14 protein-coding genes and 14 tRNA genes are annotated in these 16316 nt (G+C 34.8%); 19 read left to right on the top strand and 9 right to left on the bottom strand.

All coding sequences use genetic code 11. From position 1 onward, the window contains the following. Positions 1 to 4: 4 nt before the first annotated feature. The 14 genes from AC4NPH_RS28735 (at position 5) to AC4NPH_RS28670 (ending at position 1216) form a co-directional block, all read left to right on the top strand. Positions 5 to 80: transfer RNA gene (locus AC4NPH_RS28735), tRNA-Lys, on the top strand. A 13-nt stretch (positions 81 to 93) separates the two neighbouring features. Further along, positions 94 to 175, top strand: a tRNA-Leu gene (locus tag AC4NPH_RS28730). 19 nt (positions 176 to 194) lie between these two features. After that, positions 195 to 269: transfer RNA gene (locus tag AC4NPH_RS28725), tRNA-Gly, on the top strand. Positions 270 to 277: 8 nt separating this feature from the next. After that, positions 278 to 351, top strand: a tRNA-Cys gene (locus AC4NPH_RS28720). A 14-nt stretch (positions 352 to 365) separates the two neighbouring features. Beyond that, positions 366 to 454: transfer RNA gene (locus AC4NPH_RS28715), tRNA-Leu, on the top strand. A gap of 9 nt (positions 455 to 463) precedes the next feature. Continuing rightward, a tRNA-Arg gene (locus tag AC4NPH_RS28710) sits at positions 464 to 540 on the top strand. 4 nt (positions 541 to 544) lie between these two features. Further along, positions 545 to 621: transfer RNA gene (locus AC4NPH_RS28705), tRNA-Pro, on the top strand. Positions 622 to 626: 5 nt separating this feature from the next. Beyond that, positions 627 to 702, top strand: a tRNA-Ala gene (locus AC4NPH_RS28700). A gap of 10 nt (positions 703 to 712) precedes the next feature. Then, positions 713 to 805 (top strand) — tRNA-Ser (locus AC4NPH_RS28695). Between the two features lie 11 nt (positions 806 to 816). Next, positions 817 to 892: transfer RNA gene (locus tag AC4NPH_RS28690), tRNA-Asp, on the top strand. Between the two features lie 13 nt (positions 893 to 905). Next, positions 906 to 979 (top strand) — tRNA-Gly (locus tag AC4NPH_RS28685). A 6-nt stretch (positions 980 to 985) separates the two neighbouring features. Further along, positions 986 to 1062, top strand: a tRNA-Ile gene (locus tag AC4NPH_RS28680). Positions 1063 to 1065: 3 nt separating this feature from the next. Next, a tRNA-Asn gene (locus AC4NPH_RS28675) sits at positions 1066 to 1140 on the top strand. A 4-nt stretch (positions 1141 to 1144) separates the two neighbouring features. Then, a tRNA-Glu gene (locus AC4NPH_RS28670) sits at positions 1145 to 1216 on the top strand. 361 nt (positions 1217 to 1577) lie between these two features. Here the strand turns inward: AC4NPH_RS28670 and AC4NPH_RS28665 are convergent. From AC4NPH_RS28665 to AC4NPH_RS28655, 3 genes are all read right to left on the bottom strand, one after another. Further along, positions 1578 to 2702 (bottom strand): FtsZ/tubulin family protein, encoded by a 1125-nt coding sequence (locus tag AC4NPH_RS28665; RefSeq protein ID WP_098315260.1) that lies wholly within the window; start codon positions 2700 to 2702, stop codon positions 1578 to 1580. Then, positions 2699 to 3004 (bottom strand): hypothetical protein, encoded by a 306-nt coding sequence (locus tag AC4NPH_RS28660; protein WP_029325486.1) that lies wholly within the window; start codon positions 3002 to 3004, stop codon positions 2699 to 2701. Before AC4NPH_RS28660 ends, AC4NPH_RS28665 begins: the two co-directional genes overlap by 4 nt. A 641-nt stretch (positions 3005 to 3645) precedes the next feature. Further along, positions 3646 to 4626: a helix-turn-helix domain-containing protein gene (locus AC4NPH_RS28655; RefSeq protein WP_053488449.1), complete on the bottom strand. Its 981-nt coding sequence runs from the start codon at positions 4624 to 4626 to the stop codon at positions 3646 to 3648. A gap of 476 nt (positions 4627 to 5102) precedes the next feature. On the opposite strand from AC4NPH_RS28655, the gene AC4NPH_RS28650 reads away from it, so the two are divergent. The 5 genes from AC4NPH_RS28650 to AC4NPH_RS28630 all read left to right on the top strand — a co-directional run bounded on the left by AC4NPH_RS28650 (position 5103) and on the right by AC4NPH_RS28630 (position 10675). Beyond that, on the top strand, positions 5103 to 6251 hold the full coding sequence (locus tag AC4NPH_RS28650) for a tyrosine-type recombinase/integrase (RefSeq protein ID WP_097813006.1): 1149 nt from the start codon (positions 5103 to 5105) through the stop codon (positions 6249 to 6251). Positions 6252 to 6660: 409 nt separating this feature from the next. After that, on the top strand, positions 6661 to 7842 hold the full coding sequence (locus AC4NPH_RS28645) for an Alp7A family actin-like protein (protein WP_098197622.1): 1182 nt from the start codon (positions 6661 to 6663) through the stop codon (positions 7840 to 7842). Between the two features lie 17 nt (positions 7843 to 7859). Then, positions 7860 to 8234 carry a hypothetical protein gene (locus AC4NPH_RS28640; protein WP_098315259.1) on the top strand — a complete coding sequence of 125 codons (375 nt, stop codon included), beginning with the start codon at positions 7860 to 7862 and terminating at the stop codon, positions 8232 to 8234. A gap of 455 nt (positions 8235 to 8689) precedes the next feature. Continuing rightward, the gene (locus AC4NPH_RS28635) at positions 8690 to 10261 is read left to right on the top strand and encodes an S-layer protein (protein ID WP_098197599.1); all 1572 of its coding nucleotides are present in this window, start codon (positions 8690 to 8692) and stop codon (positions 10259 to 10261) included. Between the two features lie 153 nt (positions 10262 to 10414). Then, on the top strand, positions 10415 to 10675 hold the full coding sequence (locus AC4NPH_RS28630) for a hypothetical protein (protein ID WP_098197598.1): 261 nt from the start codon (positions 10415 to 10417) through the stop codon (positions 10673 to 10675). Between the two features lie 322 nt (positions 10676 to 10997). Here the strand turns inward: AC4NPH_RS28630 and AC4NPH_RS28625 are convergent, their stop codons facing one another. The 6 genes from AC4NPH_RS28625 to AC4NPH_RS28600 form a co-directional block, all read right to left on the bottom strand. Then, complete coding sequence (locus AC4NPH_RS28625) at positions 10998 to 11996, bottom strand: NADP-dependent oxidoreductase (RefSeq protein WP_029325695.1); 999 nt, start codon at positions 11994 to 11996, stop codon at positions 10998 to 11000. 26 nt (positions 11997 to 12022) lie between these two features. Next, positions 12023 to 12382, bottom strand: coding sequence for an ArsR/SmtB family transcription factor (locus tag AC4NPH_RS28620; protein ID WP_029325696.1), 360 nt, complete (start codon positions 12380 to 12382; stop codon positions 12023 to 12025). Between the two features lie 753 nt (positions 12383 to 13135). After that, positions 13136 to 13351, bottom strand: a complete 216-nt coding sequence (locus AC4NPH_RS28615; protein WP_098315258.1) for a hypothetical protein — start codon at positions 13349 to 13351, stop codon at positions 13136 to 13138. 228 nt (positions 13352 to 13579) lie between these two features. Beyond that, positions 13580 to 14164 (bottom strand): TetR/AcrR family transcriptional regulator, encoded by a 585-nt coding sequence (locus AC4NPH_RS28610; protein WP_098197595.1) that lies wholly within the window; start codon positions 14162 to 14164, stop codon positions 13580 to 13582. 7 nt (positions 14165 to 14171) lie between these two features. Next, on the bottom strand, positions 14172 to 14924 hold the full coding sequence (locus AC4NPH_RS28605) for an alpha/beta fold hydrolase (protein ID WP_098197594.1): 753 nt from the start codon (positions 14922 to 14924) through the stop codon (positions 14172 to 14174). Between the two features lie 352 nt (positions 14925 to 15276). Next, positions 15277 to 16026: an SAM-dependent methyltransferase gene (locus tag AC4NPH_RS28600; RefSeq protein ID WP_098197593.1), complete on the bottom strand. Its 750-nt coding sequence runs from the start codon at positions 16024 to 16026 to the stop codon at positions 15277 to 15279. Positions 16027 to 16316 lie beyond the last annotated feature (290 nt).

The raw sequence follows: 16316 nt of genomic DNA, 5'->3' as shown, positions 1-16316 counted from the left end.
TAGAGAGCCATTAGCTCAGTTGGTAGAGCATCTGACTTTTAATCAGAGGGTCGAAGGTTCGAGTCCTTCATGGCTCACCAGTTATATTCACACGCGGGTGTGGCGGAATTGGCAGACGCGCTAGACTTAGGATCTAGTGTCTTATGACGTGGGGGTTCAAGTCCCTTCACCCGCATCTTAAATTAAATAAATGTGCGGAAGTAGTTCAGTGGTAGAACACCACCTTGCCAAGGTGGGGGTCGCGAGTTCGAACCTCGTCTTCCGCTCCATATATATTGGCGGCATAGCCAAGTGGTAAGGCCAAGGTCTGCAAAACCTTTATCACCGGTTCAAATCCGGTTGCCGCCTCCACGTATAAAAGTCCTGCCGGGGTGGTGGAATTGGCAGACACACAGGACTTAAAATCCTGCGGTAGGTGACTACCGTGCCGGTTCAAGTCCGGCCCTCGGCACCATTTTAATAAGCGCCCGTAGCTCAATTGGATAGAGCGTTTGACTACGGATCAAAAGGTTAGGGGTTCGACTCCTCTCGGGCGCGCCATGAACGGGAAGTAGCTCAGCTTGGTAGAGCACTTGGTTTGGGACCAAGGGGTCGCAGGTTCGAATCCTGTCTTCCCGACCATTTATGGGGCCTTAGCTCAGCTGGGAGAGCGCCTGCCTTGCACGCAGGAGGTCAGCGGTTCGATCCCGCTAGGCTCCACCATGCAATATACGGAGGAATACCCAAGTCCGGCTGAAGGGATCGGTCTTGAAAACCGACAGGGGTGTCAAAGCCCGCGGGGGTTCGAATCCCTCTTCCTCCTCCATTTTCTATTTTGGTCCCGTGGTGTAGCGGTTAACATGCCTGCCTGTCACGCAGGAGATCGCGGGTTCGATTCCCGTCGGGACCGCCATTTTTAAAAATAAGCGGGTGTAGTTTAATGGTAAAACCTCAGCCTTCCAAGCTGATGTCGTGAGTTCGATTCTCATCACCCGCTCCAAATGAAGGGCCTATAGCTCAGCTGGTTAGAGCGCACGCCTGATAAGCGTGAGGTCGGTGGTTCGAGTCCACTTAGGCCCACCATATTCCACAGTAGCTCAGTGGTAGAGCTATCGGCTGTTAACCGATCGGTCGTAGGTTCGAGTCCTACCTGTGGAGCCATACTGGCCCGTTGGTCAAGCGGTTAAGACACCGCCCTTTCACGGCGGTAACACGGGTTCGAATCCCGTACGGGTCATCTTAAAAGCAGTTTGCATATGCAAACTGCTTTTTTATTTGTAGTAGATAAATTATTGATTTTTAATATAGAATTTATATCGTTTCATAGCAAAAATGTTAATTAGAAAATTTTTTGATATCAGAGTAACAAATACGAAGTATATTCTTATACTCAGATTCGTCTACACTAAATGTTTACCTATTTATTTCCAATTTAAACAACAACTCTTTCTAGAACACTCTACAAAAAAGAACCCTTGTGGCAGTAAGGGTTTCAATTGATTCGTAAAGGTGATCTCTCCACATCTGTGTAAACAAAGAGTCTATAAAAAGTGCATCTTATATATATATGCTTGTCTTCATAGATATACTAAAAATGCTCAACGATTCTGATACTTATCTAAAATTGAACTGATTGCCTTCTTTTTATTTCTAGGTAGTGGTTTCTTATGAGAAGCCTTAGGCAATTTCAACTTAGATTCATAACCTGTTTCTATGGTAGATAACTCCTCTTTTACCTTCTGTTGTGCTTCAATTTTTTCTTCAATAGTATTTAATCGAGTAGAATAATAAGGCATTCCTGATAAAATTGTTGTTACCTTTGCATGATCACTTTCATAGGTTCCTTCAAATAGATGGGTTGGTTCTCCCCCCTTAAAGGAACTAAATAGTTGGGCTGAATTTATCGTAAATAAGTCTAGTGGACCTTCATATATAATTCCTGCTTTTGGTATAGTTTGCATTTCAAGTGGTGCAAAGATTGAGTTTTCCCATGATTTCTTAATTACTTCTGTAATACCCTCATTACTAATATCTGCTTGCCCTTCATCTAATTTTGTTATTTCTGCAGATGAAATGGCAGAAATTCCTTTTGTTGAAAAAATTGTACGTAAGTCTTTCTTATCTAAAACACCATGCTTAGAGTGTCTATCCGTATATTTAGGAAGAGTACTAATTAAGTTCACAAATGTTTCGTTTGTTTCTTTAAAGATTCTAGCTTTTCCTGCATTCGGATTTTTCTTTTTCACCTGCTCGTTATCAATAGGTAATACACAAAGGTCCTGACGTGAAAGCTCTTCAGTAACATACAGTGCATTGACTTGATGAACCAATGCTTCTGTAGTATCGGGTAAGATAGGAACAGCTACAATTGCTTTGTCATGCATTTCCTGAGCAAGAAGATCCACAAGCATCGGTCCAATACCACCACCAGAGCCACCACCTGCAGAAAAACAAACCATAATAATTTCAGTACTAGGTGTTGAAAAGTTCTCTTTAATAAACTTCAGTGCCATTTCCCAGTTTTTATCGACCATAAGATTAATAGCTTCATCTCGATTTTTTCCTACTCCTTCGCTACCTATAAGCATTAGACGCTCTTCTACAAAATCTAATGACTCCAAATCACGTTCTGAAAAGTTCAATGCAACAGCATTAATACCATTTTCAAATGCTAAATCAGCTATATTCCCACCTGCAGCACCAATTCCTACAATACCTATCATATTTCCTTAACCCCCTCATTTTCTTCTCCTTGAAGTATGGCCTGTTGTACAGCTTGTTGACCATATTCTGTTAGATACAATTTATGTTCTTTTCCTCCAGTAACAGTTCCTATGAAATGAATAGCTTCAAGCTTGTTGAGTGTCTTACGAAAGTTAGCTGTTGAATATTCAAACTCATCTGCAATACTACTTTTCTTTATCGCTTTAAACACAGCGTTTGCTTCATTCTGAAATAACCATCCCAGAATGCTAACATCCTCAATAGTCAGTTTCCTCATTACCTCCTCAAAGTAGTCACTCATATAGATACTCCTTTCTCTAAAATGTACGTCATAGATATTTAAGTGTTTTATTAGCTTTTTGTTGTCATTCAGATACTTTCGATGGTTTTTTCTATGCAATAAAAGTTCATATAAATCTATATAAACTTACTGATTCTCATTGCGCATCAAGTATCACTGAGTAACAACATCGCTACATCACTATCCATATGTATATTAGAAAATCCTTATGACACATTTCCCAGTTTTGCATCGGAATCGTATATTTTGAATTATTTGTGACAGAACTAAAAGAATAAATAATCGTTAAAATTCATACTAAAAAAGAGCATATACTTGTTGGAAACCAACGGGTTTATGCTCTTTTGTTACTTATAACACTTATTATAGTAGCTGATTTTACATAGCAATAAAACAAAAGTTTCTAAGGTACTGAAACTTGCATTGAATGAACAATAAGTTCCATTATAATCCAGAAGGTATGAAGAAATATTTAAAATATAGATAAAATCAAATAGAAAGTAAATTAATCTATCAGGAGGATTAATTTACTTTCTAAAGTCCCAATAATGAGAAGATAATTTATTAAACTTTTTTATTTCATCGTATAGATAAAGACAAGCCCGTTTTTATTGGCTTGCCTTCTTAAAGTTGAACTTTTCTTAGTTCATTTTATAATTTTGTACAGCGTATAGTAACAATTCTTCAATGTTTCGTTTGCCTAATTCTTTCGCTTTTTGCTGCAATTCTTCTTTCAAATCGCTTGTTACTTTGACTCGTACCACTTCCAAATCGCTATCAATATAAATGCCACGGCTACGCTTGTTAATTTTACCTGAGACAAGAACAGACTCTAATAACTCCATAAGTTCGTGTGAGGATTCGGTCAGTAATATAGGTTTGATTTCAATCAAAAATTGCTCTTTCTCTTCTTGTGGCGTAATCCTCATATTGGTCGGGCTTAGGTATTGATAAAATAAATCCATGAGCTTATAAAGATGTGATTTTGCATAAGCTGTTTGCTTAAAGGTAAACGTAGCATAGCCTTCTTTGGTAATCATTTTTTTCGACTCAATGGTATAGGCTGCTTCAAAGCCTCGGTCAATTAATTCCTCTAATGTTAACTCCTCATGTTGTTCTGTAACAGCCATAATCGGATCTTCTACGGAGATGATACGGGCAAGTTGCTCTTTTTCCTCGTCTTTCTTTACAAAAAGCTGAAATAAAGCAATATTTTGTTCGGCATGATAAAAATGACGCTTACTCGGTTTACGCCCGATTTCATGCGTGCGCTTAAATGCTTCTAACTCTTCTTCATGGACAAAATAGCAATTGATTCCTCGGTATTCTTCTTGGAACGCTGGTAATAATTCTTGCTTAATATACTTATTGACCGTTGTAACGGATATATCGAGTTGCTGCGCTACTTCTTTTGTCGTAAGTCCTGGCTTTTTTAATTCTTCTTTTAACCGAACCACATCTTCTAGATCAAATTCATAACGACCTTCGATATGCCAGTCATCTTTATTAATCGGATGTAGCTTTCCTTGCTGGATATATGTATAAATTGTTTTCTTAGATGAAATAGCTAACATCTCCATCACGTCTTCAATGGTAATGATTTTACTGGGGTTATCAATCATAAAGCACACTCCTTCTATTTTTCTATTAACTAATAATCTATTATATCATATTTAAATAAGATTAAAGTTTAAAAGTTATTGTATTATAAGTGTAAATAGTAAAACTAACTTATAAAAAATAATGTTTTAATATTAACTCTAAATGACGACAAATAGCGTGTTTTTCTACAAATGATATAAATTTTATCCTATTTTTATAAAAAGTAAGTTTTCACTTTTGCTTCTATATAAGATAAAATAAAGAAGTAATATCTCTAAAAAATACATTTCAATGCGTACTTAACTGTAGTAATAATTAATATTCAAATAGTATTTTTCCCCTTTTAAATTTGTTATGAACGTTATCATCACTGTTAGAGGTCCTTTGCTTTTTACATACATATAAATTGATACATAATCTTAAATAGAGAAGAAACTACCTTAACACTAGAGAAAAATATGAATAAGAAAACGGGATCGTTGAAAGGAGAGGTTTTATGCAAAATATATCTTTAATGAATATAGGAACGGAGATACGTGAGAGAAAAGAGAATTTCCATAAAGTTGTTTCGTTGATGCTGAATACTACATACTATGATGCCTTAGAAGAAAGAAATGAGCATCACCAGCGAAAAAACGAAGGCATGTTTAGCGATTTTACAGATGAAGACATGATGTACTACTATGTTCATCAACGAAAGCATATCCGAAAGAATCGAGAACGAAAAGAGAACACAAAAATAGAGTACTTACGGATCTTATTGCAGTTTTATCAGTATGCAATAGAAAGTGAGTCATTCTTACGACAAGATGTAGACCATTATATAGAAGAAACGATTTTTAAAAATCTAAGACCTTGGCACATAAGGAATTATCAAATGTATTTAAGTACTGCATTGTTAGGTAAGGGCGGTAAACCTTATTCACCCGCAACTTTAGATGCTAAAATGACGATTTTAAAAAGTTTTATGAAATGGTTACATGAAACGAAGTATATTCAGTATCCGTTGCATAAAGAAATCTTGAGCACATCACTATCAGAACAAGAAATTCCAAATCGAGATTTGTACTATCATGAAGTTAAGCAGATCCTAGACTATTATAAAGATCATCCCATTAACCATGGATTGTTAACCATGTTGGCTATGACAGGATTACGTGTACAAGAAATAGCCAATGCTTCATGGGGAGATGTATATCTAGACAGTTTAAGTGGGCATTATCGCTTAAGAGGAGTAGGTAAGGGTGGAAAGAAATTTGATAAGTTACTTCATTCATCCCTATATGAACGAATTCTTGCCTTTAGAGCAAGACGCCATGTCAGTACAGCCTTAAATACGAGTGATCAAGGCCCATTATTTCCGAGCAAAGATGGAGGGTATTATCACTATAAAAACTTAAGTAATTATATTGTGCGTATCATTGAACGAACAGAGTTACCTTTTGTGAAAGAACGAGCTGACAGGATTACGCCCCATTATTTTCGTCACTTTTATGCCATTTACAGTAGGCAGCAGGGAGCAGATATCTTTTTAATTCAAAAGGAACTAGGTCACAGTGATCGTAAGACAACAGAGCGTTATCTGGAGAAGGTTTTGCAGCGCGAACAAGAAATTGGGCTAATGTGGAAGGAACAAGATTTCTAATTACTGTATGTATGGAATTACCCAAGTGTGCTTGAATGGTCTATATGAAGATTTAAATAGAACCTTTTGTTGTTAGTTTTTCTATTGTAGCAATTTTTATTTCTATAGATAAGGACAGGTTTTTTGTGTTCCTTTTTTCTTTTTAGATGTATGAAAATACTTGATGTGATGGTTATGTAGTCAACACATAGCATTTCTCATTATAAGCGACTTAGTACCGTCTTATTAACATCATCCATTTATCCTAATTTAATTTCCGCCTCAAGGTAAGATCAACTAAATAAACATGATTGTTGATATATGTAAGTTTTTAATGATAAATAAGTTCACCTAAAAAGATTGTACAACATCTTTTTTTTATGTATAATTAGTTCAACAGAAGTTCAACTTAAAAATGAGGTGTATAGATATGAAAATTTCACGTTTTAATAAAGACTGTGGGAACTCAGTCGATATGAATATTATCGATGGGTACCTGTTTGATTTTCCAACCAACGTAGTAGAACTCCAAAAGGAGGCTGCGGATTCATTCTTTACAGATGCTGTAACAGCACCAGAAGAATTTAAAAAGCGTATCTTGCTTTCTACAACTATTGGAGACGAAGAAAAAGAACGTTATTTCTTAGTCGGCGACATTGCGGCAAGCCAACAATTAGCTAACAATCACATCAATCGTTTACATAATAAAATAACAAGCCATATTCCCTACGTGACATTTTTAGCTGCAATTGCCTACTACAACGCGTTGCATGCAAAAGATCAAAAGGATACTAGTATTGAAATTGACTATTTCTCTACAATGTTACCAATCTGGTTACTAAAAAAAGAAAGTACTTTCGGAGAAGCGCAAAAAGCCATGGCCAATCGCTTTGTAGGTGATCACACTTTCCACATCCATACACCAGGATTTGAAAGAGAATTAAAGGTGTCTGTGGAAGAAAGTGCATGCTTAAAAGAAGGCGAAATCGCCCGCTTTGCGTTAAAGAAAGACTTAACGCTTCAAGACCGTGAAGATGCCAATGAATATGTGGAATGTGAAACCGTGATGGTCGATATCGGTGGAGGATCAATTGATGTCGTAATCTTACCTGAAGGGTTAAAAGCTGCGAACAGCCGTGAATCATTCCAAAGTATTGAAGGTATTCCATATTTAGCACATATCGATAAGTTAAGAAAAGAAAAATTCCCAGAGTTGTTTACCGATTTACGTGCTTTTGATCAATTTATTTTAGATAACTACAGCAAACAAAAGTTTGAATTGAAAAATGAAAACACAGGGGAATCAATTGATTTAACTGTTCAAATTAAGTCTTCTTTAAAAGAATATGTGGAGATTTTACTGGCTAAGTTGAATGATGTGGCTCCGCCGCCAGCGAATAAATTACGTAAATACGTATATTGTGGGGGTGTCGCTCCTACACTAGAAGTAGCCATTATGAATAGTATGGGTGAGAAGATCGGCGAAGAGCGAACAGAAAAATATCATAAAGTGCCAGAGGATAGCCGTCATTTAAATTTATTCGGCTTAGAGATTCGCAGCATTGGTTATCTTCAGAAGAAACAAGCCGGGAAGAAAGCCGTTAAATCCTAACAGCGTAGGTGATACCCATGTCAGAGCGTCAGAACGCATTTACCATTAAAACTAATAAGTTAAGTAATGAAGTCTATGACGTACTCGCAAAATACGCCAAGTCTCGGAAATTAGGGGATTATATTTCTTCTTTAATTGTTCGTGATCTCCATCGTTCATCGTCCGACCAGTTAGAAACGGGCCGCAAAACAGAAGAGCTCCTGGAACAAATTAATTGCGAATTACGTGAGCTCAAACAATTAGCGCAAACGAATGGTTTCAATAACAAACCGGATGATACAGGAGAAAAATCTTCAGAAGGTCTTCAAATTAAAGAAGGAAAGATTGCGGATTTAGAACAAGTATCTGGCTCATTAGACGATGATGATTTAGAAGAATATAGCGATTTTTAAACGGAAAGCCACTAGATGCACTAGTGGCTTTCTTTATTGTAGTAAAACTTAATTTTAAAATTAAAATGGAACACAAATCTTATATCCTTATAAAAAATCGTACACACCCGTTAAATCTACAAAATTTTTATAAGAATAAGTTTCATTTAATATCTATTTTGTAGAAAAAGCCCATATTTGTCTACTTAACATAAGGCGAATTTATCGGTAGAAATGAAAAGGTCTTACTCTATCTTGAAATAAAGCCTCCGTTAGTTCAGTGTGATGGTTAATCAATTTCCCCATATTTATCTTCCCATAATAAACCCTCTGGAAAAATAACCTCCTATTTTTCTAAGCGATAATGTTTGTACCGAATTAAATTTACTAATAATCAATATGTATTCTATATTCCCTTAATAGTAAATGTCTATGATTAATCTGTTAAAAATATCTTACTGCAGAGGTGTAGACAAATGTTGAAGAGATTTAAGTCCATAACTATTTTAGCATTAAGTGTAACTATTTTAGGCCAAGGTGTTTCAAGTGTTGTATATGCAAAAGAAAAAAATGAAGAACAGCCTATTGGACATTGGATGAAGGGAGAATATCATGCTCACACTACCCAATCTGATGATGCACAGCAATCTCAAACTGTCCAATTACTTCTCGATAAGGCGTTTGATACATACAGCATGGATTGGATAGCAATCTCCGATCATCTAAGAATGTCTTCACGAGATGCAGAGGGAAATACAGTTCCTGATGGACCTATTCCGTTATCTCAAGGTCTTGCGCAGTATCAAATACCTAAAATAAAAGAACTACAAGAAGCAGGGAAATACAAAAATAAAATTATTTTTTCTGGATTTGAATGGGATATGCCAACTTATGAACATGTGGGAATTGGCATAATAGGAGATCAAGCAGGTTCAAAGGAGAGTTTAAAGGCCGCGAATCAATTTGAATATTTATTTACGAATAGAGATGAAAAGTTATTTAATTCTAACGATGTTGCAACCTGGAAAAAAAATAATCAAAGAGCGTATACAACGGCTGAAGATGCACGTATAGCATTAAATTGGCTTGAAAAAAATTATAAAAAAACGAGCTATGCTATTCTAAATCATCCCTCTAGAAAAACAGTTTATAAAATTTCTGATTTTCGTGACTTTAATAATCTTGCACCAGACGTAGCGTTTGGATTTGAAGGAATACCTGGAAATCAAATGGAGCCTGACAGAGGCGGGTTAAACTTAACAACACCAGAAAACCGAACGTATGGCGGGGCCGATTATATGTTAGCTAAAGTTGGTGGCACCTGGGATGCTCTTTTAGGAGAAGGCCGTAAATTTTGGAGCTTTTCTAATTCAGATTCCCATTTTGAAATTAGTGATAACCGTTTATATTCCAGTGGGTATTGGCCAGGTCAATATTCTAAAAACTATACGTGGGTGAATGGAAATACAGCACAAGCTATAGTAAATGGTATGAGGTCTGGAAAATCTTTTTCAGTTAACGGTGATCTAATTAATGAATTAGATTTTAAAGTGTCAAGAGGTGCACAGAAGGCTGAGATGGGTGAACAGCTAAAAACGAAAAAAGGAAAAATGATGACGATCACGATTCGTTTCAAGAGCCCAGAAAAAAATAATAACGGAGACAAAGTTAAAGTAGATCATGTAGACTTGATTGCTGGTGATGTAACCGGGAAAGTTAGACCAGGAACAGCTGCTTATAATAATGCTACAAACAGCACAACAAAAGTTATCAAACGTTTTACAGAAAAAGATTGGAAAGTAGATCGCAATGGTTATTACGTGATGAAGTACAAAATAAAAGCAACAACCGATCAATATTTTCGTTTAAGAGGAACCAATTTAGGACTTAATGTCCCAGGAGAAATGAAAAAAGGAGAACCACTTATTGATCCTCGAACAGACATTGAAGATAACGAAACACGTTTCGCTGAAATTAATAAACGAAATTATAAAGACCTTTGGTTTTATTCAAACCCTATTTTTCTAGATTTGAATGAAAAGCATTGAAACATAAATACACAACCAAGAAGCTGATTTCTTCAGGCTGTTGAGAAACTTTTTCTCAACAGCTTTTTTTAGATTTGTGTAATTCAAGTCCAAATAAGATAGTAATAATGACTGACAAGGCGATTGAAGGGTGTAGAACTGGAGTGAAATAAGTTGCCTAACAAAGAGTATCCATACTATTTTATAAAGTTAGGTAGGTTATATTATGTAACTGAATCATGTAGACACATAAAAAGGAAAGAAATCTCTAGTTACGAATTTACAAATGATGAATTGGTCGCCTTTCCCTTTGACACACAGTCTATTGCAAAACAGATCACAGATGATTATGGTGGTTATATTGTAGTTAGAAATGCTACGCTTGATGATTATATTAACCAAGGAGAATGCTGGAGTAAGTATATAGATTATTAAGAGAAAAATATATGAAAGCTCTATAATGTTAAGTAAACAATAAAATATTTTTGTTATAAATACTTTATCAATTACATCTATTGTAGAAAAAGACGCTATTTGTCGTCAGGTAGAGTAAATAATAAAACTATGATTTTTATAACAAAGTTTTATTATTTACTTCTTCATATAAAAAACATTCATTTTTTACTTTCAATTTTATTTATCTTATTAAAAACATATTAACGTTACATACTTGTAATTTTTCTATTATTACTTTTTCCTTTTCATGCCTAAAAGAAAAAAAGGAAAGTTAGGATGTATTTTTTGCTTCGTTTGACAACTATCTTATTTTTAATATTATTTTCCCTTTCGCCCTTCCTGACTCCGCATATTCCATCGCTTTTTGAGCATCTTTAAAAGAAAAAACCTTATCAATTATAGGTTTGATTTTACCAGTCTCAATAAAATTTGCGATTATACGTAATTGTTCTCCACTTGGCTTCATAAACAAAAACGTATATTGAACATTATGCTTTTTTTCAAGCCCAGTAAGTTTATGACTTGCTGCTGAAAACAACAACGTCTTAAAAAAACCGGAACCATATTCTTTACCAAAACGAGCATTCGGTAAACCTGAAACGGAAACAAGTTTTCCTCCGTCTTTTATAATACCAAATGATTTTTCGAGTATCTCGTCCCCAAGTGTATCAAATACTGCATCATAGTTTTTCAGTATTTCCTCAAATTTTTCTGTCTTGTAATTTATAATTTCATCTGCACCAAGAGATTTTACTAAATTCGCACCAGCTTCACTGGCAGTCGTTGCAACAGTGGCACCCATTAATTTAGCCAGTTGAATAGCAAAGGTACCGACACCACCAGCACCAGCTTGAATTAAAATCTTTTGTCCCTTTTTTAATTGCAAAATGTCTGTTAGTGCTTGATAGGAGGTTAACCCCACCAGTGGAATCGATGCTGCTTCTTCAAAGCTCAAATTTTTAGGTTTTAATGCGATGTCATCTTCATGAATAGCGATATATTCAGCAAAAGTACCGATTTTACTCTTACGTGGACGTGCATATATTTCGTCACCAGCTTTAAAACGAGTCACTTTTGCGCCAACTTTTGCAACGACACCAGAAAAGTCATTCCCTAAGATAAGAGGCATCTTATATTTAACTAATAATTTCACTTTCCCATCGCGTATCTTAAAATCAATAGGATTAATACTAGCTGCATGAATTTCTGCGAGTACCTCATACTCACCAATTTCAGGTGTGGGCATTTCCGCCAAATGCATTGGAACTTTCCCATACCTATCAATAACCATTGCTCTCATAGCCTATACCTCCAAATAATGTGTGTTTAAATTCCATCATTTCTATAAAAATTTTTCATGAACTTATCAATATCCAACACAAGCGTTCTTAATAAACCTAATTCTGTACGCACATTAATATAATAAAAGTTTTTTGTCCCTTCTTTACGCATTAAAATAACACCAGCATCTCGTAAAACCTTAAGATGATGGGAAACAGCAGGTCGAGAAAGATGTGTTTGTTCAGTAATTTCACCCACACGTAATCCTGTTTGACAATCCGTCCCCATTAGAACTAACAAGATCGATTGACGTGTTTCATCACCAATTGCTAATAGTACCTTTTGACAATTAATAAAATCTTCTTTGATCATATTTAGTTGGTCCTGTTTATTCATTCGTAAAATACCTCCAATAATCGGTTTAATGGTTTAAGTTGATGAACCATATAACTGAATACAACAATATACTATTGTTATGTTAGGTGCAATATTGAGAAAGTAAATCGAGACGAATACATCTTAGAGGAGAAGCATCATTAACTTTTAATGATCAGCAACTAAAAAAAGGGGACTATGTTTGATGATTGCTCTAAGAAATAAAACAATTTTAGTATTCCACTTGATCCGTTAATTAAGATAAATGCTAGTTAACATAGTCAACATTATCGGTATTAATGATGTATAAGATAAATAAAAATCCCTCTTTAATTGAAGAGGGATTTTTATTTATTAATTGTCTTTAACAACAATTTTGAGGTTATAAATGAAATAGTGGCTGCTATAATAGAAGTTAAAAATGTATAGTTCACCGATTCATTTCCAACAGTACTAATCGTTGAATTAAAACTACCTGACATTTCAGGCTCATATGTAAGTGTAAGAAATAGACCTGAAAGAATCTGAAATACGAACAGTAACGCTATAAAGCTAACAATGAAAACTGTATATCCTTTCAAAATAACTCCCCCTTAGCTAATATATCTCCTTTGATTAAATTCCTACTTATTGAAATTATAACATTTTTTTCTATATAGAGGTACTATATAAAGTTAGTTAACATAAAACTGCTTATAAGAATGAAATATATAGAATAGAAAAAGATCCCCTTTACCTTAGGTAAAGGGGATCTTTTATTCATATACACAATAGAATTAAGAACTATTCTTTATTGTTACGAGTGGTACGAACAATTGTATCAATACCTTTTTCACGAGATTGGAGAATCAATCCTGCAACTACAAAACTAATAAAAAGTACCACTATTTTTAATATTACAGCGATTATATGATAATTAATAAAGGTAACGAGAAAGCTTATAAGAATCCCACTTACAATTAATATTGCAATTAAAATACTTCTTTTTAATTGACTCATAACTGATCTTCCTCTTTTCTTGATCTAATCCTATTGTGTACATAATTAGTATATCGCAAAAATTAGTAATTTTTTACTTTTTAAACAAAGTATATCTATGGTTTTTAGTATGAATACTCCATACATTTTTAGTTACCATAATGTACTTTATCGGCACTGAACAAGGATCTTTATTTTAAAAGATCCTTGTTTAAATTTTATTCAAGATAAATTTCGAAAAATAATAGACTAGTTACAAAACTCCCTTATAATTTGATTCTTTATTTCTTCTATCGGAAATTTTTGTGGATAGGTAGATATCATTAACATAATACCTTGGAGTACAGATGAAAAATATAACGACCGTTTCCTCGACTCCTTTACTTCCATCCTTTCAAATATTTCACATTGCATCTCGAACAGTCGAGCGTTTTCTTGAGTAAGCTGTTTACTGTATTTTATCAAGTCATCATCATCCACTGGTTGAGTTTGCAAGTGCAGATAGAAACGATGGACTTCTGGCTTTTTGTAAACATTATCAATTGCACCATTGACTATATATTTAAGCTGTTCATCAGGTGTATCCAAGGTAATTGCTTTTTCCATGACTTCGATCACTTCCCTAATCCTGGCCTCGACCATTTCAGAAAGCAGCTCTTCTTTTCCTTTGTAATAGTTATAGAGTAATCCTTTCGAAATACCCGCCTGTTTAGCTATATTGCTTATAGAAGTAGCGTAATATCCTTGTGTCATAAATAACTCCATAGCTGCAGCTCGAATTTTTTCTTTAGATGCTTGACGAATACGGTCATTCTCTTCCGGTGTACGTGGCATTTTAATTTTAATCCTCCATAAAAGCAGTGATTTCTTGATATATATCTTCAAAATGGGTGAGGGGCAGCATATGATCGGCATCCTCTATTTTGACGAAACGGATGTTTGGAACCTTACGGAAACAATCGGCAACTCTAAAATTATCTGCCAAGTCCTTTTTGCCTATAATAAATAAAGTTTGGGGATTCAATTCTTCTAATCGTTCCATTGCTGGCGGGTGAGGCCATTTCATGCAGAAATCAGTGGGCCACTCAAGCATGCGCTCTAAATGGTGACGGAGCATTTGGACAACTAGATCTTTGTGCGGACTATTGATAACGACTTGATATGTTGGTGAATGAAGGGAAAGTTCTAACATCTTATCTATACTAGGAGCAGCTTCTAATATTTTGTTATGATATTGTTCAAACTCTTTTGAATAGGGAAAACCAGTTAGCGACGGAGCAATTAATACAAGTTTTGATACTCTTTCAGGATAATTAAGGGCGAAATCAGTTGCAATCTGTCCACCCATAGAATGGCCTATAATTGTTGCCTGATTAAGTGCTAAGTTATCCATTAGCACCCGTACATCTTCAACATAGTTTACATGTTTTATAGGAGATGGTGACTGACCGGCACCACGGCCATCAAAAGCAATAACTTTGTAATTCTTAGATAAAAGAGATACTAAAAATGTCCATTGTCTTAAATCAGCTCCACCACTATGAATAAGAACAACAGGGTGCCCATTACCAATAATCTCAACATGTAAATCCAATACAATCCCTCCAATTTTTACTTAATTTTCAGTATTATTTTATTATTGAATGAACGTTTAGTCAATATAAAATGTAATTTAATTTTAAATGGTTTAAGATATCATTCTTACCCCCAAAAATTTACCGATTGCTGAATAAGATCTTTAATAATAAAGTGAATACTCTATACAAGTTTAGTTAACATAATCACTCTTTTCGGTACCTCTATTAAAAGGAATATTTGGCTTGTTAGTTGATGAAAGAAATATGTATAACGTATAAATATTTAGTTATCATAATGTGAATTACAGAAAATATAAAACCTGAAATTCCTTGTTCCATAATGGAAGGTATCTCAGGTTCTTTTGAAATTTATTGATTTTGAAAAAGATAAAGGCCAAACCCTAAAGTATCTCTACCCCATGTAAGGTAAGTACGTTTCCATGACCTAATTTTATTTAACATACTGTCACAATCAGGGTCGTTCTGGTTTTCATAACAATATTTTTCCATAGACATAGCATATAGTCCTTCATATTCATCCCAATCATCGTCACTTGCAACAACTGACCAAATCGGCACGAGCCCCATACTTTCTCCCATAAAAACATTCTCATGGTGTTTTTTTAATTCTAACTCATCTGCTCCACCAAGTGCTTCTAAATATGCCTGACTAGGTTTCTTCTTCCAGTATCCTTCTCCTACTAGAATAAAGCCGCCCTTTTTAACATTTCTTTTAAGAGATTGCAACGTTAATTCCAGGCTCCCTAAAGCATGAGTAGAACCAACACAAATTCCTACATCAAAATGATTGACGTATTCACTTACCACTTGTTTGGCATCTTTTACAATGTACGTAATTTTTTCTTCAGGGATTCTTTTTTGGACCTGTTGCTTTGCCTCTAAAATAGAACCTTCATATAACTCTACGGCTGTTGCTTCAATATCATATTTTTCAACTAAACGTATTAACAGTTCACACTTCCCAGCCCCGATATCTAACACTTTTGCATGAGGTTCTAACTGAAGAAAATCTATAGTTCTATTGATTTTAGTTTCACTTATCGGGTTACTAAATAAATGTTTACTGTGGGCAATTGATGAGAATTTATTTCTGTCCATTGGTTGAACTCCCCTTTGTCCTTTTTAGATACTCTTTTTCTCATTAAATTATTTAAGATAGAAACACTCATAGTCCCAGTCCCTTTCAGAATAAATATCTATATTTACATGTAACAATAATTAATTCGATTTTCGTTTATTTTACTACTCTAGACACTTCGTTAAGTTTATTGCTACTGATAATTAATTCCTTAAAAATTGGAGAAACCCTTCCTCACCGTATCATAATTAAATGGTCAAGGTGGACAACGTATAGCTAGTTAACTTAAAACACATTATAAGAAGCAAAA

Source organism: Priestia sp. MDV22-iso46 (assembly GCF_058629175.1).
Note: the sequence above shows the minus strand (reverse complement) of the source record. Positions and strands in the feature narration are given on the sequence as shown.